General features: G+C 39.1%; 15 protein-coding genes. 10 read left to right on the top strand and 5 right to left on the bottom strand.

Annotated elements, in window-relative coordinates; translation table 11 throughout:
• The first annotated feature begins 251 nt into the window (after window positions 1–251).
• Both BLR60_RS23690 and BLR60_RS23685 read left to right on the top strand, forming a co-directional pair.
• Entirely contained in the window at window positions 252–1,916 is a 1,665-nt protein-coding gene (locus BLR60_RS23690; RefSeq protein ID WP_090504765.1) for a beta-N-acetylhexosaminidase, read from the top strand.
• A 102-nt stretch (window positions 1,917–2,018) separates the two neighbouring features.
• A complete protein-coding gene (locus BLR60_RS23685) occupies window positions 2,019–2,225 on the top strand; it encodes a hypothetical protein (protein ID WP_090504761.1) in 207 nt (68 codons plus the stop codon).
• Here the strand turns inward: BLR60_RS23685 and BLR60_RS23680 are convergent.
• Entirely contained in the window at window positions 2,222–2,626 is a 405-nt protein-coding gene (locus tag BLR60_RS23680) for a thiol-disulfide oxidoreductase DCC family protein (RefSeq protein WP_090504757.1), read from the bottom strand. The genes BLR60_RS23685 and BLR60_RS23680 overlap by 4 nt on opposite strands.
• A 66-nt stretch (window positions 2,627–2,692) precedes the next feature.
• Here BLR60_RS23680 and map point away from each other — a divergent pair, with 66 nt between their 5' ends.
• From map to BLR60_RS23655, 5 genes are all read left to right on the top strand, one after another.
• Entirely contained in the window at window positions 2,693–3,457 is a 765-nt protein-coding gene (gene map, locus BLR60_RS23675) for a type I methionyl aminopeptidase (protein WP_090504753.1), read from the top strand.
• A gap of 70 nt (window positions 3,458–3,527) precedes the next feature.
• Complete coding sequence (pyrR, locus tag BLR60_RS23670; protein ID WP_090504748.1) at window positions 3,528–4,076, top strand: bifunctional pyr operon transcriptional regulator/uracil phosphoribosyltransferase PyrR; 549 nt, start codon at window positions 3,528–3,530, stop codon at window positions 4,074–4,076.
• Between the two features lie 2 nt (window positions 4,077–4,078).
• Window positions 4,079–5,008, top strand: coding sequence for an aspartate carbamoyltransferase catalytic subunit (locus BLR60_RS23665; RefSeq protein WP_186828754.1), 930 nt, complete (start codon window positions 4,079–4,081; stop codon window positions 5,006–5,008).
• A gap of 559 nt (window positions 5,009–5,567) precedes the next feature.
• A complete protein-coding gene (locus BLR60_RS23660) occupies window positions 5,568–8,591 on the top strand; it encodes a tetratricopeptide repeat protein (protein WP_090504743.1) in 3,024 nt (1,007 codons plus the stop codon).
• 4 nt (window positions 8,592–8,595) lie between these two features.
• Window positions 8,596–10,293: a TonB-dependent receptor gene (locus BLR60_RS23655; RefSeq protein ID WP_090504740.1), complete on the top strand. Its 1,698-nt coding sequence runs from the start codon at window positions 8,596–8,598 to the stop codon at window positions 10,291–10,293.
• A gap of 378 nt (window positions 10,294–10,671) precedes the next feature.
• Here BLR60_RS23655 and BLR60_RS23650 read toward each other — a convergent pair whose 3' ends face one another.
• From BLR60_RS23650 to BLR60_RS23635, 4 genes are read right to left on the bottom strand one after another with little or no spacing between them, the layout of a single operon-like run.
• A complete protein-coding gene (locus tag BLR60_RS23650; RefSeq protein ID WP_090504778.1) occupies window positions 10,672–12,267 on the bottom strand; it encodes a SusD/RagB family nutrient-binding outer membrane lipoprotein in 1,596 nt (531 codons plus the stop codon).
• A gap of 7 nt (window positions 12,268–12,274) precedes the next feature.
• Window positions 12,275–15,376, bottom strand: coding sequence for a SusC/RagA family TonB-linked outer membrane protein (locus BLR60_RS23645; protein WP_090504737.1), 3,102 nt, complete (start codon window positions 15,374–15,376; stop codon window positions 12,275–12,277).
• A 32-nt stretch (window positions 15,377–15,408) separates the two neighbouring features.
• On the bottom strand, window positions 15,409–16,416 hold the full coding sequence (locus tag BLR60_RS23640; RefSeq protein ID WP_090504734.1) for a FecR family protein: 1,008 nt from the start codon (window positions 16,414–16,416) through the stop codon (window positions 15,409–15,411).
• A 36-nt stretch (window positions 16,417–16,452) separates the two neighbouring features.
• Complete coding sequence (locus BLR60_RS23635) at window positions 16,453–17,100, bottom strand: RNA polymerase sigma-70 factor (RefSeq protein ID WP_090504731.1); 648 nt, start codon at window positions 17,098–17,100, stop codon at window positions 16,453–16,455.
• 282 nt (window positions 17,101–17,382) lie between these two features.
• Between BLR60_RS23635 and BLR60_RS23630 the strand changes: the two genes are divergently transcribed.
• The 3 genes from BLR60_RS23630 (at window position 17,383) to BLR60_RS23620 (ending at window position 23,340) form a co-directional block, all read left to right on the top strand.
• Window positions 17,383–20,493: a SusC/RagA family TonB-linked outer membrane protein gene (locus BLR60_RS23630; protein ID WP_090504775.1), complete on the top strand. Its 3,111-nt coding sequence runs from the start codon at window positions 17,383–17,385 to the stop codon at window positions 20,491–20,493.
• 11 nt (window positions 20,494–20,504) lie between these two features.
• Window positions 20,505–22,145 (top strand): SusD/RagB family nutrient-binding outer membrane lipoprotein, encoded by a 1,641-nt coding sequence (locus tag BLR60_RS23625; RefSeq protein WP_090504728.1) that lies wholly within the window; start codon window positions 20,505–20,507, stop codon window positions 22,143–22,145.
• 229 nt (window positions 22,146–22,374) lie between these two features.
• A complete protein-coding gene (locus BLR60_RS23620; RefSeq protein WP_208600710.1) occupies window positions 22,375–23,340 on the top strand; it encodes an endo-beta-N-acetylglucosaminidase H in 966 nt (321 codons plus the stop codon).
• Window positions 23,341–23,571: the final 231 nt, after the last annotated feature.

Below are 23,571 nucleotides of genomic sequence, written 5' to 3'. Positions count from 1 at the left end.
AACGGTAGCGGATTGCATCATTTCATAGGCATAAAAACCTTGACGAACTCTTAATGTGCCGCTACCGTTTTAGGTAATCTGATTTATAATTTAAGTAAACTAAATGGTTTATTAACCTTAAATAAAATATCAAAACAAATCTAAAGGACGGCATTACTTTTATGTAACAAAATAATCCATTCTCCTCTACTTATTCTGTACATCCCTCCTATTATCACTACTTTTGAAAAGCGTAACCCAACCTTTTCAGCATGAGAAAAATTATCATTTTGTTTCTTACGATTATTTCCTTCAAACTTATTGCCCAGGAAGTAAATATTATTCCGCTGCCCGCTAAACTTAATATAAACACTAAGAATGCATCATTTATCATCAATCAAAACACACTGATTATTGCACCAGATTCCTTAAATAACAGCGTTGTATTTTTCAAAGATTATCTTTCAAAATATTATGGAATTGTTATTGGCAGAGATAGTACTTCCAATAAAAAAAGCAATGTCATCAAGCTGGAAGTAAACACCATCAAAACCTTAAATGCAGATCGGTATGAGCTTTTTTCAGATGATAAGCAAATCCAGATCAGTGCTTCATCTTCAAAAGGAATTTTCTATGGCATCCAAACTTTAATTCAACTGCTACCCTATTCCCATAAAGCTTTTCCTGTTCAAATCCCTTCAGTTTCAATTGTTGATTATCCACGTTTTGCTTACCGGGGCATGCACCTTGATGTAAGCCGCCATTTTTTTGATGTAGCCTTTGTTAAACAATACATTGATTATTTAGCACTGCATAAAATGAATTATTTCCATTGGCATTTAACTGATGACCATGGCTGGCGCATTGAAATCAAAAAATACCCAAAACTGACCGAGATTGGTGCCTGGCGCAACGGCAGCATTATTGGTTTATGGCCGGGAAAAGGGAATGAAAATATTAAATACCAGGTGCTGCCTAACGAAATTAAAATTACACCAAAAGATGCCGTAATTAAAACCGATGGCATTCGCCATGGTGGCTATTACACCCAGGAACAGATTAAAGAGGTAGTTGATTATGCGGCCAAACGCTACATCACCATTATCCCTGAAATTGAAATGCCGGCACATAGTATGGCTTTACTGGCAGCTTATCCTGAGTTAGGTACTGAACCCAACAAAAAGTATACAGTTGCCGAAACCTGGGGTATGATGAACAAATACAACAATGTACTCCAAGCTTCTGATACTACTTTTAAGTTTTTGGAAAATGTTTTAACAGAGGTAATGGCCTTGTTCCCCTCTCCATATATACACATTGGTGGCGATGAAGCTTCCAAAGTATGGTGGAAACAATCGGCAGTTTCTCAACAGATCATGAAAACAAATGGTCTAAAAAACGAAAGTGAAATGCAAAGTTACTTTATCCGCAAAATGGAGAGGTTTGTAAACAGTAAAGGCAAAACTATTATCGGCTGGAACGAGATTTTACAGGGAGGCCTGGCACCAAATGCTGTGGTAATGAGCTGGCAGGGCGAAAAAGGTGGTATCGAAGCGGCTAAGCAACATCATAAAGCCATTATGACCCCAGAAAATAAATTATACTTTAACCACGGTCAGTTTGTAAAAGAAGACAGCTTAACGGCAAGTACACCTTCAATGCTTGCTGATGTTTACAATTATGAACCTATACCGGCCGAATTAAATGCCGAGCAGGCAAAATATATTTGGGGCGCACAGGGCTGTTTATGGAGCGAATATATTACCAATCCGGCCAAGGTACAATACCAGCTTTTTCCACGACTGGACGCTTTGAGCGAAGTGTTATGGAGTCCGAAAGAAAAGCGAAATTATCCGGATTTTCAGAAGCGCCTAAAAGTGCAGTTTAAGCGTTACGATTTGATGGGTATTGCTTACTCGAAAAGGTATTTAGAATAGTTAGTTAGATCAATCTGCTGCGCCATCTGCTGAATTTTAATTGCAACCTATAGATTTGTGCTATTATGAAAAATAATGCAATCTTTGCATTAAAAATAAATCATGCGTAAACTATTTGCCTTCCTTTCTACTATCATTACCATATTTGCCATTAAAGAAGCAGTGTATGTTTTTATTTCCCGGGAAGCAGATATGGTTAAACAGCGCCCGATCCTCATTGTAATTTCATTGAGTATCTGTATCCCATTAATTGTATTATCGCTGTGGTTGTGGTCGCCGGGCAGAAAGAAAGACAAACCGCAACATTAAGGTAAAAACTTACTTTTTAAAGCCGGTGTTGGCACCCAACAACTCTCCTGTTTTCCCCACCATTTGTAACGGTTTTTGGCAATCCAATCATAAACCCAATCACGCATAAATTTGGGAACGATGATAAATGTGTAAAGAAGCGGAATTAATCCATTCAGTTTGCGCGCCACCCGCAGTGCCGCTGATGATTTCGTATAAAGCTTGCCATCCTCCAGCAACAGAATGGTAGCCAGCTTTTCTAAATCCGCATTAAATTTTGGCAGCGTTTCTTTAGCATAATCGCCCTGTAGCGCAGTAAATTTAAACAGATCCTTCTGATCGTGTTCAATAACAAACTGCACAGATGCGTTACAAAGATTGCAAACACCATCAAAAAAAATTACCGGATTTTTCGATATCATTGTCACAAAGCTATCTAATTTATTGAACTAAAAGCTAAAACGCTATTTTTAACAAAAAAAAAGCCTATGTCAATCACTACAGAAGAAGAATTATTAGGAATGAAACGCGTAAGCAAAGCTGTTGCCTATACGCTTAAGGAAATGCGCAATTTTGCAAAACCAGGTATATCCACTAAGCAGCTGGATGATTTTGGTGGTGAGATATTACAAGATTTAGGGGCGAGATCTGCACCCAAATTAACCTATCAATTTCCCGGGTGGACCTGCATTAGTGTTAACAACGAAGTAGCACATGGCATCCCGTCAGCTCATAAAATATTAATGGAAGGTGATTTAGTGAATGTAGATGTATCTGCTGAATTAAATGGTTTTTGGTCTGATAATGGCGGTTCTTTTGTTCTGGGAGAAGACTTACACCAACATCAATTATTAGTAGATGCTTCTAAAAACATTCTTAAAAAAGCAATTAATCGGATAAAAGGGGGAGTTAAAATTTCAGAGATTGGCCGGTTAATTGAAACTGAAGCCAGAAAATCAGGATTTCGGGTCATTAAAAATTTAACCGGACATGGCGTAGGCAGGGGCCTGCATGAAGCACCTCATGAAATTGCCAATTTCTACGATCGTTATAATTTTGAAAGGTTTAGAAAGAACACCACTGTGGCGGTAGAAACATTCATTTCAACAGCTTCCAGCATTACTGAAACCCAGGAAGATGGTTGGACACTTATCGGAAATAAGGGTGGATTTGTGGCCCAACATGAACATACCATATTAATTACCGGCGATGAACCATTAATTTTAACTGCAGAAAACGACATCTGGATTTAACAAACAGCTATTTTCAAATTCAACTTCTCAACCTTAAAACATTTTTCTATATTTGCCCAATCCTTCTTCAATGCAAAAGAAAACACTTCTTGACGGACAAAAAATTCAGATTACAATTAAGAGGCTCTGCCATCAATTAATTGAAAACCACGACGATTTCGCAAATACCGTTTTAATTGGCATCCAGCCCAGGGGTATTTTTTTGGCTGATCGCATCCACCAGGATCTTCAACAGATCTTAAAAAACAAGAAAATTTTAAAGGGAAACCTGGACATTACTTTCTTTAGAGATGATTTCCGCCGTAAAGACGGATTGGTTACCGCGAGCAGCAACTCGATGGATTTTATTATCGAAGGCAAAAAAGTAATCTTAATTGATGATGTACTTTGGACCGGCAGAACCATTAGGGCAGCACTTGATGCCCTGCTTGCATATGGCCGGCCAGAGAAAGTAGAACTTTTGGTTTTAATAGACCGCAGGTTTAGCAGGCACTTACCTATAGAACCAGATTACATTGGTCATCAGGTAGATAGCTTAAACTCACAACAGGTAAAAGTAACCTGGGCGAGTGAAGGAAGTGAAGATAAAGTGATTTTAATATCAGACAATAATAAATAAAAATGGCAGCAGAAAAACTATCAACCCGACATCTTTTAGGCATTAAAGATATTAACCGGAATGATATCGAATTGATTTTTGAAACTGCAGATAATTTCAAGGAAGTAATTAACCGCCCAATCAAAAGGGTTCCTTCACTTCGTGACATTACGATTGCCAATATCTTTTTCGAAAACTCAACCCGCACCAAACTTTCTTTCGAACTTGCCGAAAAAAGGCTTTCAGCTGATGTGGTTAATTTTGCTGCCTCATCATCGTCAGTAAGTAAAGGCGAAACCCTTATCGATACCGTAAATAACATCTTATCAATGAAAGTTGATATGGTAGTCATGCGTCATCCTTATGCCGGGGCAGGTCAGTTTTTAAGTAAACATGTAAAGGCCCAGATTGTAAATGCCGGAGATGGCGCGCATGAACACCCTACACAGGCCTTACTTGATGCTTTCTCCATCCGCCAGAAACTGGGCGATGTAGCTGGTAAAAAAGTGGTGATTGTGGGCGATATCCTACACTCTAGAGTTGCCATATCCAACATCCTTTGCCTGCAACGTTTAGGCGCAGAGGTGATGGTTTGCGGGCCTACTACCTTAATTCCCAAACATATCCACCAACTCGGTGTAAAAGTTGAACATAATTTAATCAAAGCACTGAACTGGTGCGATGTAGCCAACATGCTGCGTATCCAGTTGGAGCGTCAGGATATCAAATACTTCCCATCTTTAAGGGAATATGCCATGATGTACGGCTTAAATAAACAGATCTTAGATAATCTTGATAAAGAAATCATCGTCATGCACCCTGGCCCAATAAACAGAGGTGTGGAGATCACCAGCGATGTAGCCGATAGCAAACAATCGATCATTTTAGAACAGGTAGAAAACGGAGTGGCGGTGAGAATGGCTGTGCTTTATTTGTTAGCCAGTCAGGGGTAAATTAGTTTGGAGTGGAGAGATGGGAGTTCTTAGTCGGAAGTCCGGGGTCGTTAGTCTGGAGTCTTCAGTCCTAAGTCATTAGTCCACTAGTGTTCAGTCATAATCTAGCATTTTGCTGAAAGCACTAAGTTAATTGTTTAGTATCTAGCCTTTTTCCACACGCGATCGTCATGCTGAATTTATTTCAGCATCGTCTTTTCGCAACATCAATTACCAAATATTACTCATTTTTAAACAATTAACCAGTGAATCCCTCCTACTCAATCTCAATAAAGATTGTCTACAGCCGGTAGGCCCTTGTTAGGAAAAATCATCTTGCAATGACTAATTGCGTGACTAATAAACCAATGACAAATCAGCCAATGAACCTCTACCGGATGCGGCGGCACCAATGACGAATGAACTAATGACCAATGAACCTAACTTTTCCACATTCCGCTACCCCTTAATACCAAACCAAAAATCCTGTCGTTAATTTGTGTTATTAACAGATGTTAATTACTTCTGTTGATAAGCTTTGATACTATTCCTAATTTAGTACCAACCATATTTGAAACCAATGCAGAAAAAATACTTACTAATTCCGCTAATTTTAGCAGGAAGTTTCAGCACATACGCCCAAGTTAGCGCTGTGCAGAACCTCAACAAAAACTATCAAACGGGCTTAGAATTATTAGACAAAGAAAAATACACCGCAGCTGCACAGCAGTTTAAACTCGTTGAGCTGCAACGTTATAAACCTTCTACCCAGACAGAGAGCAACGCCGAACTATCTTTATTGAAAGAAAATGCAAAATTCTATGCAGCTGTTTGTGCACTTGAATTGACCAATGCCGACGCCGAGAGTTTGTTTCAGGCCTTTATCCGCGACTATCCCTTAAATCCGAATACCAAACTGGCTTATTTCTACGTTGGAAAAACTTATTTCAACCAGAAAAATTATAAAAAGGCTTTAGAATGGTTCGAAAAAACCGACCCTTCTACACTTTCTGGCAAACAACGAACCGAATACCAGTTTAAGCAAGGTTATGCTTATTTCGAACTTAAAGACTACGACAAGGCAGAACCTTTATTCGAAAAAGTAAAAAAAGAAGAAGGCGATTTTCAGGAAAGTGCAACCTATTACTTTGCTTACATCAATTACTTAAATAAAGAATATAAAACAGCTTTAGCCAACTTCGAAAAACTAAAGGGCTCTCCTACTTATGAGGCCAGTTATCCGTATTACATCACTTCGATGTACTATCTTGATGAGCGTTACGACGATGTAATCAGCTATGCTTTGGCAGCCATTCAAAAAACCAAACAACAATTCGAACCAGAGATGCTGAGTTTGGTTGCGGCATCGTACTTTGCAAAATCTGAATTCAAAAATGCTGAAAAGTATTTTGCAGAATATTATGCAAAAGATAAAAGTGAAACCAAAAACAACCTCTTCATTTATCAATACGGATACTCTTTGTTCCAAAATAAAAAGTATAAAGAATCAATTGCTGTTTTAGAAAAACTAAATACGGATGATATTTACCTGCAAAATGGTATGCATACGCTTGGTAAGGCATTTATCCAGTTAGGAAATAAACAGAAAGCGCAAAGTGCCTTTTTCAGGGCTTCGCGTTTAAGTTTCGATAAAGGGATACAAGAAGAAGCCTGGTTAAACTACGCTAAATTAAGCTACGAGTTAGAATTCCATCAACAAGCTTTAGAAGCTACCCAGGGTTTCTTAAAAACTTTCCCGAAATCGCGTAAAATAAACGAGGCCAAAACTTTATTAGGCGAGGTTTTATTAACCACCAAAAACTATCAGGCAGCTGTTGATATTCTGGAGCCTATTCCGGATAAAAACCTGGAGGCTAAAGAAGCTTATCAAAAGGTAACCTATTTCCGCGGTTTAGAGTTTTATAACGAAAGAGCTTTCCCAAATGCATTATCAATGTTTTTGCGTTCTGAGAACTTCCCGGAAGATAATGAAATCAATGCGTTAAATACCTATTGGAAAGCAGAATCAATGTACGAACTGCGTAAGTATGGCGAAGCAGTTACCACTTTTGAGAAATTTTTAAAGATGCCAGACGCCGATAAAACAGGTGTCTACAATTTTGCGAATTATGCTTTGGCTTATGCAGCCTTTGAAGATGAAAAGTATAGCAAAGCAGCCAGTTACTTCGAAAAATTCCTGGCGGGCAATGATAAAGACCAAAAAACCATTAACGATGCGACCATCCGTTTAGCCGATTCGTATTTCGTCAATAAGAATTATGGTGATGCAATGGCCAATTATAACAAAATCATCAGTCGTAAAACTACTTCTGAAGATTATGCCACTTTTCAAAAAGGAATGATCCAGGGATTGGAAAACCAATATGATGCAAAAATTGCAACCATGCAGAACCTGTTGAATACCTTTCCAAATTCAAACTACGCAGATGATGCAGGCTTTGAAACAGCCTATACCTATTTTAACAAAGGCGATTTTGATAAATCTAAATCAGATCTTGTGGCGTTGGTAGCTAAATACCCACGCAGCAGTTATGTAGCCAAAGCTCTGGTAACCATTGGTCTGGTTCAATACAACCAGGATCAGGATGATGCCGCTCTAGAATCGTTCAAAAAGGTAATCCGCGATTATCCAACTGCTGACGAAGCTAAACAGGCCATGGAATCGATCAAAAATATTTATGTAGATCGTGGTGATGCAAATGGTTTTATTGCTTATGCAGCTACTACCCCGCTTGGAAATTACTCTGGTTCAGAACAGGATAACATCGTTTTTGCCGCAGTTAATAATACCTATCTAAAAGGGGATGCCAGTGGTGCATTCCAGGCAGTAAATGCTTACTTTGATAAATTTCCTAAGGCTAACCATGAAAAAGAAGCCAAATTTATCAGAGCAGAATCGTTGGTTAAATTAGGTCGTCCGGATGAAGCTATTCCTGATTACGAATTTATCTTAAACGACTGGACAAGTGATTATACCGAGCGTTCATTGGTAAGTATTTCGCAACTGTTCTTAAATCAGAAAAAATACAATGAGGCCATTGTTTACCTGAAAAGACTGGAAACAACAACCGATTACAAATCGCATTATAGTTTTGCCATCAATAATTTGTTAAAGGCTTATACTGCCCTAAACATGCCTGATGACATGCTTAAATATGCACAGCTGACCAAAGAGTCTGAAAAAGCTTCAGAAGAAGAAAAAAACAGTTCTAGTTTATATTCTGGTAAAGCGTACCTGTTGAAAGGTGATACCACCACAGCCATTAAAGAATTTAAAAATGTAGTGGCTAAAACAAAAACCATTGCTGCTGCTGAAGCAAAATATAACTTAGCTTTATTGGAATACAGCAAAGGTGATTTCAAAACCTCATCTAAAACCTGTTTTGATCTGATCAACAACATGGCTTCTTACGATTATTGGGTAGCGAAAGCATTTATTCTGCTTTCTGACAATTACGTAGCCTTGAAAGACAATTTACAGGCGAAAAGTACACTTCTCAGTATAATTGATAATTACGAAGGCAAGGATGACATCATCCCTACAGCCAAAGAAAAACTAGAAAAAATAAACAAGAAGAAGTAGCATTATGAAATCGATTAAATATATATATAGTTCACTGTTTTTTTTAGCTGCCGGGTTAATGACCGCACAGGCGCAGGATAAAAAAACGGAGGAAAAAGGGGTAGTAAATGAAGAGATTGAAGTAGTGCGTCCATACAAACCAATTTTGGCAGAGGCGGTGAAGTTGAGAAGAAGCCCGAATTTGGACGACGTTAAAACGTATAAAGCAAAATTAAACTACAGCATTTTAGATAGAAAGCTGGAGTTGAACAGCGATATCCAAAAATTACAGGCACAGGCACTTGCTGAAGAAAAAGCGAGTATTTTAGTCAACAATTATGTAAAAGGTGGATTTGGTTCTTTAGGTACCCTTTTGGGAGAGGCCTATTTTAACACCGGCAAAGATGAAGGATTACAGGTTGGTGGTTATTTTAAACACTTCAGTCAGCAAGGAAAGTTAAATAAACAGAACAGTAGCAACCAACAGTTAAGCGTTTTTGGCCGCAGCATTTTAGATGAAAACACCGTAAGTGGCCGCATTAATTTTGAGCGTAACGGCACTTATTTTTACGGCATCGATAACAGCAGACCTACTTTAAACCCAAATCCGGATAAGCAGGCCTTAACCACCATCGAGTTAGAAGGTGAACTGGTTAAAAACTTTACCGAAGATGAAGATGCTTTTAGCTATGCTTTAAAAGCCAATGGTTATATCTGGAACGATAAATTTAGCGCTAAAGAAAATTACCTGAGCTTAAATGGTTATGTAAACAAACGCATCAATTCTTTTAACCTGGGTTTAGCCGCATCAACCGAATTTGGAAACACCAAAGATGCTTTAACCAGTGTTGGCAATAACCTGTTGCGTTTAAATCCTTACATCCGCTTACAGGTTAAGGGTGCTAAAATTACTGCAGGTGTTAATTTTGTACAGGAATTTGGTGCCTATAGCAGCACAAAAGTTTTCCCAGCAATTACAGCCGATTTTACGCTGATTCCAGACTATTTACAGGTTTTTGGAGAAGTTAAAGGTGATGTGAATAGAAACTCTTTAAAAGGCTTTACAGATGAAAATCCTTGGTTAAACAGCAATATCTTAGTGAAAAACACTGTAGAAAAGTTAAGTTTCAGCGCGGGCGTTAAAGGTACCGGCGGACCAGGTTTTGGTTACAAAGCCCGGATCTATGTAAAACAGTTTGATGATATGCCTTTGTTCGTAAACAACTTTACCGACTTTAACAAGTTTGATGTAATTTACGATTTTGGTAAAACAAAATTAACCGGTGTAGAAGGCGAAATTTCGATTCAGGTAAGCGATGCATTAAAATGGACCGGTAAATTAAATCTGGATGATTGGAAGCCAGCTTCTGAAACCTACTCATGGTTTAAACCAGGCTTAAAAGTAAGTTCGAACTTTATGTACACCTTCAACAAAAAACTAAGCTTTAATGCTGGTGTAGTAATTCAGGATGATGTTAAGGCTAAAGTTTATACTGGCGCTCCGGTTCCTGCTTCACAATATGTAATCCCTAATACGGGTATTGAACTGATTGAAACCGTTAAGGGTTATGTAGATTTAGGTCTAGGTACTGATTATAGGATCAATAAAAAATTCTCTGTTTTTGCAAAAGCAAACAACATTTTAAATAACAATTACAGCAGATATTTGTACTATCAGGCTAACGGATTTAATATTTTCGGAGGACTGACTTATTCTTTTTAGAATAGCATGTTTAACAATCAACAAAAATGCCTTCCGAAACCGGGAGGCATTTTTGTTTTCGCTTCTTAGTAACATCGTCATTCCGAACTCGATAGATTATATCCGGGCTTAGGTAACTTCATCTTTCGTTATGTGTCATACCGACCGAAACTTTACCAGCATGAGAGATTATTGAATAAAGTTATCTTCTTGGGTGAAATACCGACCAATAGAATAAGGCCGTCATCACCTGTTGGATTGGCGACCACCGGGTATTCATGAATTCCTATGAAAACTGATGGATAATCTTAAAGTGCTTGCACTACGATTCCCCTCTGCGCGGGGATGACGCCAGAGTTTACACCCCGTACATTTCCCATCTTACATCATCCCTTTCACTCATTTATCCCACCATACCCTGGCCGTAAGCACATCACCTCCTGCTATCCTGGCTACTGCATCTTTATAATTCTGAGGGTTGTTAAGTACTTCTGTTGAAAGATAGATCATCCGGCGGGGAATAGTTCCATTGGTTACATTACCTTTATAGGTTACCGGAATAAGTTTAGGGTAATCGCTTCTTTTCCAGTTTAACCAGGCTTCTATAAAATTAAAATTGGTGCCAGTGGCCACCCAATACTGTGTATTTATTAAAGCTAATGCATTTTGCGGGCTGCTTTCATCAAGTAAGTTCCGGTTGACAAACGCAGTAATCTGATTGGCATCAACCGCAGCCGACGGATCCAACTGTGCAAGTGACTGTATGGCTCCGGTTAATCCGTTAGCATAATGCAGTTGTGCTGTGCCATTAACATTCCACCCCCTCACCTTTGCTTCGGCAAGTAAAAATTCAGTTTCGGCGTAACTTAAAATAAAAATCGGGCCACCCAACTTTAAATACACCGCGGTACGCGGTCTGGAGTATTTCCCTAGAGGGGCAAAGTCACTTCCGCTGCCTGTACCGCCAGGATAGTTTGGCGACTGACTGATATCAGTTGTACCGCCCTGTAAATCATATCCATTAGGCATACCCAGTTGGGCAGCTGGGTCTGTATTTCCGTTAAGATTCTGATCGGCATTTTTAGCCAGACCGTCTTTTGGCACCTCACCTATCACACTCAACCTGGGGTCGTCGTTACTTTTTAACTGATCAATTAAGGTTTTACTCCAACGTACTTCCAGATAATCAGAAAAAGTCCTCAAAGCAAGCGATGTTCCGTTCTGGCTGTTAAACGACGAAGCATCGGTCACCAGGATCGCATTATCGTTGATGCTATCGAAGGTTTTGCCTCCAGCTTTTTCCGTCCATATCCTGGCTTTATCCGGATCCACTTTTGTTAAACGCATAGCAAGTTTAAGCATTAACGAATAGCCAAATTTCTTCCATTTGGCCATATCACCTTTGTAAAAAAGATCGGCAGTTGGGCCTGGTTTGCTGGTATCCAGTTGTGCGATAGCTGCATCCAGATCGTTCAGCATCTGGCTATAAATAGCTTTCTGGACATCGTAAACCGGATATTTAATACCCTGCATTGCCTTTACAGCTTGTGTATAGGGAACATCGCCATAGGTATCGGTAATTCTTTGTAAAACCAGCACGAACATGATATCGCCAATGGCAATCAGGTTTTTGTAGGCTACCGGATCTTTCAGTCTAGCCAGTCTTTGCATCTCCCTGATGTAAGAAGCATCCATATATCCTTCATCAAAAATGCGTCCCTGGTAATCGGTAAAACTGCCTACATTAATGTATTTATCTCCATTATTGTAATAATAATAAGTTGAGGCCAGCAATTGCATCATGGTACTTTGATATAAAAGCTGATAATATCCGAGATTAGCATATTTTAACTGCGCCTCTGCAAGCAAGCTGTTGGGATCGTAATTATTTTCTGTCAGCCTGGATGGGTCGGTATTGATCTGATCTAACTTTGCTTTAGAACAGCTCCCCATCAAAGCCAGAAAAAAAATACCTAAAACATACCACTTTCTCATGGCCATCTTATTTAAATTTAAAATTGAAATTAACCCCAAACGTCCGTGTTGCAGGTAAAGATGCTCCTTCTATCCCTGCATAACCCAGCGTGGGCGAAAACTGCGACTCAGGATCAATATTCTTACTGTATTTAAGTAGTGTAAATAAGTTTCGGGCCACTAAATCTATCCCAATACTGCTAAAAGGTGTTTTTTTCAAATAGGCAGCATTAAAAGAATAACCTACAGTAGCCTGTCTTAATTTAACAAAACTGCCATTTAGTACGGATAATGCAGAAATATTGGTGGCCAGTTCGGGATAATAAGCATACGCCGGCACATTAATGGTATTTTTTTGTCCGTTCTCTAACACACCGTTGGCTATAATACCTGTTTCTCTATCCACCAGCGTTGCCCGATTTAAACCCTGTACGTAACTATAATATTCTGTTGCAGAAAGAATCTTATTACCAAAGCGGTAATCTATCAAAAAAGAAAAATTAAATTGCCTGTAATTAAAACTGTTGGTTATTCCGCCATACAAATTCGGCATTGTACTGCCCATAGGGATAAAATTGCCTCTTTTAGGTATACCATCCGATCCGATGACGATATGGCCACTGGCATCGCGTAGATAATCGTAAGCCATAACCTGTGTAATTGGCTTACCAACTACCAATGCGGTATTGGCATTTAAAGGTCTATAGGTACCTGTAAGTGTATAATTGCTATTGCCATCTATGGAAAGTAGCGTATTTTTCACCTTAGTGAGGTTAAAATTAACCTGCCATTTTCCGTTGCTGGTAAGGATTGGAGTATAACCTAACGCCAGTTCTACTCCTGTATTACTTGTTTCGCCAAGGTTGACGTATGCCGAAGTAAAACCTGTGGTAACCGACTGTTTAGCATTGATAATTTCATTATGGGTAATGCGATTGAAATAGGTAAAATCGACAGCTAACCGGCTGTTAAAAAACTTAAGGTCGAGGCCCGCTTCTATTTCATTTAACGTAAAAGGTTTTAAATTGTAGTTGGGTAAATCGCCAGAAAAACTGCCCACAGGTGTACCGTTCACCCGGGTATCGACTGTATAGTAAATCTGTGTAGTGTAGGGTACGATTGGCTCGCCACTGGTTTTGGCAAAATCAAGACGTAGTTTACCAAAATTCAGCCCTTTTAATTTCAGTAAATCTGAAAAAATAAAACTGCCCGATATCCCTGGTACAAAAATCCCACGATTATTGGCAGGCAGAGTCGAATAAATATCATAACGGCCCGTAACCGAAAAATTAAGAAACCTTTGATAACTTAAATCAGCTGTGTAATAAGCAGATTCAGTTACAATCTTTGAGATAGCCAATGTTTTGGTAATGGTCATTAAATTTTCGGGCGTATATAAGTAAGGAACAATAAATTGGGAGCCTTTTAGCTTTTCGCTATTGCCTTTTCTTTCACGGTAATTGGCGCCCATAGAAAGTTCGAGATTTAGCTTATCGTCAAGATTTTGGGTGGCACTGAACAATATATCGCTATTGAGTTCAGTAGTACGGTTCTGGTCGTAAGCATTTATACCGCCTTGCCGGTTAATAGAAAAAGCAATTCCGGTAGGCAAAATACTAACCACTTCGTCTTTACTTGAATCGTAGCCAATTCTTCCCTGAATAGCTGCCCAACTAGCCAGTTGATATTTCAGCACAGCCGAGGAGATATAGCGGTTCCGGCTGGCATGATCGGCTTGTTTATTCATTAAAAAATATGGATTAGTTTTGTATTCATCGGCATTCCAGCGGGTTTCGAAACCTGTTTCCGCATCAAAACCAGGCGCCAGAATAGCTTGATCCAGGCTGGTAGCCAGGGCAGAAATCCCATAATTAGGATTTAATGGACCATCGCTTAGGTAACTCTTGTTTTTATTCCATTCGTAAATATAATTACCTGTTAAACTCAACGATAGTTTAGAACTTAGTGCCAATGTTCCATAAAAATTTAACGTTTTACGATTTAAGGCGCCATTGCTTAGCACAGAATTGTAATCTAAATTGGAAACCGAAACCCGATAATTATTCTGTGTATTCCCACCTACAAGTGAAAGGGTATTGGTAAATGCGGGCGCTACACGATAAAAAGACCGGATGTTATTTTTTACAGGCAGATATGGCCGCATAGAACCATCCACCTGGGGGCTTAGCTTGCCGTTCATAATTTCTCCCCAGCTTAACAAACCGGTAGAAATGGCATTGTACAAATCGGCCGGGCGCTTATTTTGAGTGCCTTGTCCGTATGTATATTGAAAATCGGTTGAGTTAACAGGAACATCGAAAGCCAGATTGGTATTGTATTCAAATTTAGCGCTGGCATTTTCTCCTCCTCCTTTCAGATTAATCAGGATTACCCCATTTGCAGCCCTGGCCCCATACAAGGCTGAAGCTGCCGATCCTTTTAATATGGTTATGGTTTCAATGTCATCTGGGTTGATATTGCTGATCCCGTCGCCATAATCGGCACCGCCATACTCATTGGCACTTCCCCTGATGCTATTATCAATGGGTACACCATTTACGATAAATAATGGAGAGGCAGCAGTCATACTCGATACGCCTCTGATGAGCACGCGTGCGGAAGAACCCGGGCCACCGTTTACACCGGTAATATTTAATCCCGCTACCCTGCCCTGTAGTGCCATAATCAGGTTGCTTTCTCTTGCTTTGGTAATGGTTGAGCCTGCAATGGTGGTAATGGCATACCCCAGCTTATTATTGTCTTTTTCAATACCCAGTGCGGTGATGACCACTTCTTTTAAAACACGGACACTATCTGTATCCATTTTTACGCCAGAACTTTTCCTGATCACAATGAGATGATTGGGCAGAACAGAATAAGTATAACCACTGTTAAGCAGGAGTTGCCCGATCACCTTTGTTGCTTCCTCTTCCTTTACCTTGATGGTTACCTGATGTTTAGGGATTTTAGATTCACTATAGGCAAAGTGATAAACGGTTTGTTGTTGTATCGCTTCTACAACCTGCTCAAAATTAGCCCCGGTAAAATTTAAGGTAACTTTAGTTTGCGCATTGGCGCATAGCGGAAAAGTCAATCCAATAAACAATATAATCCGCTGCGCACAATTCATGGCTACAAATATACATTGCTTAATTGTTTGTGTTAGCGGTAGATATACACTTTTTTACCCTTTATAGTATAATTAAAGTTCTCGATTAGTTTGAGTACATCTAAAGCTTCTGAGAGGGTTTCTTTATCAACATGCCCTGTAAACCGCAAAGCTTTAAGTTCAGGTTCTTTAAAGGCTATTTTGATACCATACCAACGCTCAAAAAGTTTAGCAATCTCTTCAAAACTATCATTTTTATAAATGAGCTCGTGGTTTGTCCATGCGGTTTCAATTATACGGTCAGTATCGTCAAAGTGACTGAGCTGGCTCATGCCTGCTTTGCCACCAATAAGTGTAAATTTATCGTTCGGCTTTAAGACAAATGTTTGTGCAGCGCTACTTTTGATGGAAATGGATACTTTTCCCCTAATTAATGTTGTTTCGGTAAAGGCATCATTAGGGTAAGCTTTAACATCAAATGCAGTACCCAAAACTTTTACAGCCAATTGTTCAGTATGCACAATAAAAGGATGTTGAGGGTCTTTTTTAACCTCGAAAAATGCTTCACCGGATAAATAAACCTCCCTGGTACCTGCAGTAAAACGCTCAGGATATTTTAAGCTACTGCCCGAATTCATTTTCACGGTAGAGCCATCGGCCAATACAATGGTTTTTACTTCTGAGGCTTTTGTTAACACCTGCGTTAAAGCCAGCTGATCTGTTTTGTTGGAGAAAATGACTTCTTTATTGTAAACCAGGGTACCAGCAATAACAATAGCTACAACTGCCGCAATTTTTAGCCAGATGCCATAAGGTGTATTTTTAACAACCTTTAAATCCGTTTCGTCCGGAACAGTAATCCGGCCTTTTATCCGGTTAAAAACCTGGTCAACGTTTTCATCCTCAACCGTTTCTGTATCAAAATAAATTTGTAAGTACTCATACTCCTTTCTAAGCGAGGCACTACCGGCCAAAATAGATTTCAGTTCAATAGATTCATCTGGCGAAATTTCGCCAGCCAATTGTTTTCCAAGCAATTCTGTAAATCTTTGATCTGTCATTTTTTTTCCGTCCTTTATTGTATGTTCCTTTTCTTATTAAAATTGCCTACACACCATATAAAAAAGATTACTCACTAATATAATCAGGGAGATCAGATTTCCAAGTCTTTTATCGTCGTTTCCCTTATTATTTAAAGGCTGTAGTACGGTACGGAGTTTGGCAATTGCCCTGAATAATTGAGTTTGTACGGTTCTTGGTGAGATATTTAATAGTTCTGCCACTTCCTTATACTTCATTCCGCTTTCTTTGATTAACCTAAAAACAGTAGCAGCCTGTGGGGCCAAACCTGCAATGGCATGATCAAGTTGCTGGTGCAGTTCTTTAGTTTCAAGAATGTAATCTGGTGTATGTGTGGAAACCGCGATATTATCATTTTCGTTTACTAAATCGATAAACGTAATGGAAGAATTTTTTTTAAGGTATTTAAGAGATTGATTTTTGATGGCGATAAAAAAGTAGCTTTCGGGATTTAACACATGGGTACTTGCAGCCCGGTTTTCCCAACACTTCACAAATACCTCTGCTACAACATCTTCAGCAACCTGTTTATCATTTACATAATAAGTGGAAAATTTAATTAACCTGCTGTACAGAAAGCGGTAAAGTTGCTCAAAAGATTTGATATCGTCCTCAAGGCAAATTTTACTCCATAAAACGACTAGGTCTGGCTTAGCTGCTTTCAACTTGGTTAGTTTGGTGAATCAAATGTAAGTTAATTAAAAACATTTCATAAAAAAATCTTCCCGCCCTTAACTATTTACCAAAGTGGCCGTTCATACTGCAAGCACAATAAGGTACAAGCCAATTATAGCGTTATTGAGGCAGAAAAAATATTTTAAAAATATTTCCATTCGCTGTAGGCAATTTGTGTAAGCAAAATACTCTTATCTAAAATAGCCCGGACGGAAATCCGCGAGCCGAAAACAATTAACCAAATACTTATTTCAATTTTATTCATAATGAATATGAAAAAATCTTTACAGCTCACGTGTTTATTGCTTTATGCATCCACAGGACTGTATGCAGCAACACCAAAAAACCATTTTAACAATGCAGTTTCTGTCCATGCTGTTTATCAGGATGTGATTAAAGGAACAGTAAAAGACGAAACCGGTGCAACCTTACCGGGCGTAACCATTACCATAAAAGGGGCGCAGGGCGGAACCCAAAGTAATACCTCAGGACAATATAGTATTGCAGCCAAAACAGGTGATGTACTGGTGTTCTCATTCATCGGCTACCAGCGCAAAGAAGTTACCGTGGGTACACAAAACACTATTGATATCACGTTAACCCCCGACTCAAAAAATCTTGAAACCGTAGTGGTAACAGCTTTAGGAATAAAAAGATCAGAAAAATCATTAACGTATACTACACAACAGGTATCGGGTGAGGAGTTGAACAAAGTTAAAAGTCCAAACCTGGTAAATTCATTAAATGGTAAAGTTGCCGGTATGACCATTAGTCCAAGTTCTTCGGGAGTTGGTGGTTCGGCTAAGGTAATCCTAAGAGGTAGCCGTTCAGTAAGCGGCAATAATCAGCCTTTATATGTAATTGATGGGGTTCCCATTAGCAATAATGGCAATGCCAATGCTCAGCAAAACAGTGTTTTTGGTGGTGGCCAGGATGGTGGTGATGGTATATCAAACTTAAATCCTGACGATATTGAAAGCTTAACCGTATTGGAAGGCGCATCTGCTGCAGCTCTTTACGGTAGCCAGGCACAGAATGGGGTAATCTTAATCACGACTAAACAAGGTAAGGCCGGTAAAACACAGATCGGTTTTTCATCGAGTTTAACTTTTGATAAAATTGCTTACAAACCCGAATTCCAAAACAGTTATGGCCCTGCATCTGCTACAACAAGAGACAGTTGGGGAACAGCAATTAGCAACACTACTGATAACCTCGATCAGTTTTTTCAAACCGGAACAAATGCCACCAATTCGATCAATTTTTCTGGGGGTTCTGAAATTGCCCAAACCTACTTTTCTTATGCCAATACTTATGCAAGCGGCATACAGGAAGGCAATAAGTTAAACAGACATAACATTAACCTGCGCGAAACGGCCAAGTTTTTAAACAACAAATTAACGGTTGATGGTAATGTAAGTTATATCAATCAACGCATAAACAATAGTCCGTCAATTGGATTATACAACAACCCTTTGGTCGGATTGTACCTTTTTCCAAGAGGAGTTGACATTACACCTTATAAAGACAACTACCTGCTAGCTGGCAATGTGGGTACCGCCCGCCAGAACTGGCTGGGTGGCTCTGCTGATGTTAGTCAGAATCCATGGTTTTTAACCAACCTTAATCCAAATACAGCCATCAGAAACCGCTATTTATTCAGTGGAAATGTGAAATATGAATTTACGCCGTGGTTAAATCTTCAGGTAAGGGGAAATATAGACCGTACGACAGATGATTTTGAAAACAGACGTTATTCTGGTATAAACGGAAACTTTAACTCAAACGGAAGAGGATATCTTTCTCAGAATACCCAAACCTTTATTCAGAAATATGCCGATGCAATCTTAAATGTGACGGTGCCATTAAAAGGATCAGACTTCAAGATTAACGGATTAATTGGTAGCAGCATAAACGATCAGAAAACCAGCGGATTATCTTTGGCGGGTGATTTAAGTGCGGTTGATTTATTCACTCCAAATAATACCATTGTGGCCAATGCAGGTAACTATACCTCAGATGTTTTGAATACCACTAAAGCGAGCGATGCTTACCACAGCCAATTACAGGCGGTATTTGCCAATGCTAACTTATCCTATAAAGATTGGGCATTTTTAACTTTAACGGGCAGAAACGACTGGTCTTCTAACCTGGCATTTACACCGAACATTTCCTATTTCTATCCATCAGTAGGTTTATCATTTATTGTATCGCAAATGGTTAAATTGCCAGAGGCGATTACGTATGCCAAAATTAGAGGTACTTATGCTGAAGTGGGTAACACAGTCCCAGCTTATTTAACTTTTATCCAGAATACTTTGGGTAACGGTGGTGCACTTACCATCAACACCAACAGGGCATTTGCGGAGTTAAAACCAGAAAGAACAAAATCATTCGAAATTGGTACAGATATGCGTTTCCTGGCCAACCGCTTAAACTTTAGCTTTACGTATTACAAAACCAACACTAAAAACCAATATATTCCGGTTAAACCAGCACCATCAGGACTTGTTGGAACAGGCTACTTAAATGCAGGTGATGTTCAAAATCAGGGTTTACAGTTTACTTTAGGTGCTGATGTAGTAAAAGGCGACGGCCTTAACTGGAACACAGCCATCAACGGATCGATGAACAGAAACAAAATCATTGATGTTGCTGCTTCGCAAGGTTTAAATTCGATTGATTTAACAGGTGGTGGTAACAATGCTTATATTTCACGTATTGCCACAGGCGGATCATATGGTGATATTTATGGTTATACCTTACAGAGAGATGCAAATGGCCGCATCATTTTAAATGGTGATGGAACAGCTGCAAATCCTTATTTTCCGGTTAAAAGTGCAGATTATAGTTTAATTGCAAATGCAAATCCTAAATTTCAGCTGGGCTGGAACAACAGTTTCAAGTATAAAGATTTCAGCTTAAGCTTTCTGGTAGATGGTAAGTTTGGAGGCAAGGTGCTTTCACTTACTGAAGCATTAATGGATCAGGCTGGTGCTTCTAAAGCATCTGGTGATGCAAGGGCACAGGGCGGTGTTAAAATTGACGGTGTTGATGCCAGCGGAAAAGCAGTTTCGGCTACCATTAACCCACAAAGCTATTATTCTTTCTTGGGTGATAGAAATGGTGTAACCGGCGAATATGTGTATAGTGCTACAGTTGTGCGTTTGCGCGAAGCTTCAATTGGTTATAATTTACCTTTAAAAGGAACATTTAAAAGTATGCGCCTTTCGCTAATTGGTAGAAACCTGTTTTACTTCTACAAAAAAGCACCTTACGATCCAGAGGTTACCATGTCTACCGGTAATGGTTTATCTGGTATAGATGTTTTTAACCAACCGGTTACCAGAAGTTTTGGTTTTAACCTTAATGTTTTATTTTAATACGAACAAACATGAAATCGATATATCATTTATCTCAACATAAAATTAAAGGTTTGTCTTTAGTTTTACTTTTAGCCGTTGCCGGCTTAAATCAGGGCTGTAAAAAGAACTTTGAAAGTTTTAACACCAACGATAACTTACCTACAACAGAGCAGAGTTTAGCTTTATTAAAATCAGCAATCGGTCCCATCCAGCAAAATATATTTTCTAATTACCAGATTGCTCAGAATTTAAGTTCTGATGCCTTTAGTGGCTACATGATGCCGCCAACTCCATTCGGTGGTGGTATAAACAACATGAATTATTCGCTTAATAATGGCTGGAATGAAGCTGGTTTTAACGATCAGTACACCAATGTAATGGCACCAATTTCTAAAATTGCCATATCTCCATTAAAAGCAACAGCGCCTGAATCATGGGGTATATCACTTTTAGTACAGGTAATTGCGATGGATAGAGTAACCGATAAATTTGGTCCGATTCCGTATACACAAGCTGGTAAATCGTTGATTTCGCAAGCTTATGATGACCAGAAAACGGTTTACACTGAATTTTTTAAACAGATTGATACAGCTGCAAATAACCTACAGGCTTTTATTACAGCTAATCCCGGTAAAAAAGCCTATTATGATACCGGCGACCTTGTTTATGGTGGGGATGTTGCAAAATGGCTTAAATTAGCTAATTCTTTAAGGTTACGTTTGGCCATGCGCATTGTTAAAGTTGATCCGGCTACAGCGAAGCTGCAGGCAGAAAAAGCAATGGCTGCACCAGGTGGATTGATGACCATACCAAGTGATAATGCGGCGGTTGCACAGTCGGGTAACAGAAATAACGATCTTTGGAATGTAACTGTAAATTACGATGGTGACAATGCCATGGGCGCAGCATTACAATCGTACATGGTTGGTTATTCAGATCCACGTTTATCGATATATTGTACACCAGCTACCGATCCTTTGTTTGCAGGACAGTATGTAGGGATCAGATCGGGAGCCAATACTTCTTTTAATGGTTTGGGCAAAGCTGGTTACAAAACCTATTCAAGTTTAAATTCTTCTGTACCTGACAATTCAAGGTCACCCATCGGACAAAAAGCACCACAGATATTAATGACAGCTGCTGAGGTTTGGTTTTTAAAAGCTGAAGCTGCTTTACGTGGCTGGACAGGTGCCGGAGATGCACAGACCAATTACGAAACCGGTATCACTACGTCGATGCAACAATGGAATGCGAATATTGGCAATTATTTAGCTGATGCAACAAGTAAACCAACTGATTATGTAGATCCGAAAAACCCGGCAAATAATGCGGCTGCAGTGAGTACTATTACCGTTAAATGGGATGGAACGGCATCTAACGAAGTAAAGTTAGAACGAATTATTACACAAAAGTGGTTAGCTATCTTTCCTGACGGAGCTGAGGCTTGGGCCGATTTCCGCAGAACAGGTTATCCAAAACTGTTTACAGTAGCTAATAATAATAGTGGTGGTACGATCAACACACAATTACAGATCCGCAGATTGCCATATCCGACAGCAGAATATGGCAACGGAAACAAAGATGAGGTACGTAAAGCGGTAACCTTACTCGGCGGACCAGACAATGGCGGTACCAGATTGTGGTGGGACGTGAACAAAGCAAATTTCTAACACACAAATACCCGGGTAGGATGACGAAGGTTATCCTACCTTTTTTATATCAACCCAATTCTAACCAAAATTTTAAACCTATGAGAAAACTAAATTTTACGGTACACCTTCGCTAACAACTATCCCTTTAGGCTTATCATACCGTGTTAAACACGCTTGTTTATAAAAAAAATCGTTTGTAGCGGTTGCAAGTGCAAAATCAATTTCTAACCAATTTATTTAAAAAATTATGACAACTACCAAATTGTTAACAGGCAACAAAGCCGCCGTGGCACTGGCCATGTTTTTAACCCTTTCCATCTTCGGTTGTAAGAAAAAAGACATCGCCCAGGATGAAGCCCTTATTGATCCTGTTAAAAAAGAATCTACAGCATCAACCGAGGCAATCGGAGTAAATGGTCCAAAAGGCGTATGTTACGTAGAAGTAAACAATGCTGATATCCGTAATGTAGGCAAATACAAGCTCTCTACCGGACAACAGCTATTCGATATTGCGATCATTTTCGCTGCAAATATCAATTACAATACCTCAACGCAAAAAGCAGAATTATTCTTCAATAATAATGTATCTAACATTTTGAACAATAAAACTACTTATATCAAACCATTGCAGGATAAAGGTATTAAGGTATTACTTTCCATTCTAGGTAATCACCAGGGCGCCGGTTTTTGCAATTTCCCATCACAGGCAGCTGCGCAGGCATTTGCACAACAGTTGGCCAATGCAGTAAATACATATGGCCTTGATGGGATTGATTTTGATGATGAATACGCTGAATATGGCAATAACGGTACCGGGCAGCCAAATGCAAGTTCTTTTGTTTACCTCGTAACCGCATTGAGGTCGCTTCTGCCTAATAAAATTATTTCCTTCTATTATTATGGTCCTGCTGCTTCAAGATTATCTTATAACGGGGTTACAGTAGGTTCAAAAATCAACTACAGCTGGAATGCCATTTATGGAAGTTATGCTGTACCAAATGTACCAGGCCTGGCCAAAGCAAACCTTGGTCCTGCCGCAATTGACATTCAGGCTACCAGTTCCTCAACAGCTGCATCGTTAGCTACGCAAACCGTCAATAATGGCTATGGCATTTACCTGTACTACAACTTACCAAATAGCGATGTGCATACCTATTTATCAGGCATATCAAGCAATTTGTACGGCGGTAAAACTACAGTATATGTGCCGTAATTTATAATCAGATAATTTTTACCGCTACAAACATTTGAGCAGGATGACCTCGGTTATCTTGCTTTTTTTATGTTAATAAAATACAACATCAAGTCATTACCTGATTATATCGATTTAGCCATTTGCTTACTAGCATACCATTTCTATCTTTGTAACCGTTATCTTTACACGGAAACAGCTATAGATTTAAAGAACTGTAATTTTTTTATGATTAAAATAATAGAACTGTAC

This window comes from Pedobacter terrae (assembly GCF_900100705.1).
In the GTDB taxonomy this organism is placed as follows: Bacteria; Bacteroidota; Bacteroidia; order Sphingobacteriales; family Sphingobacteriaceae; genus Pedobacter; species Pedobacter terrae.
This window is presented reverse-complemented; position numbering and strand designations above follow the sequence as displayed.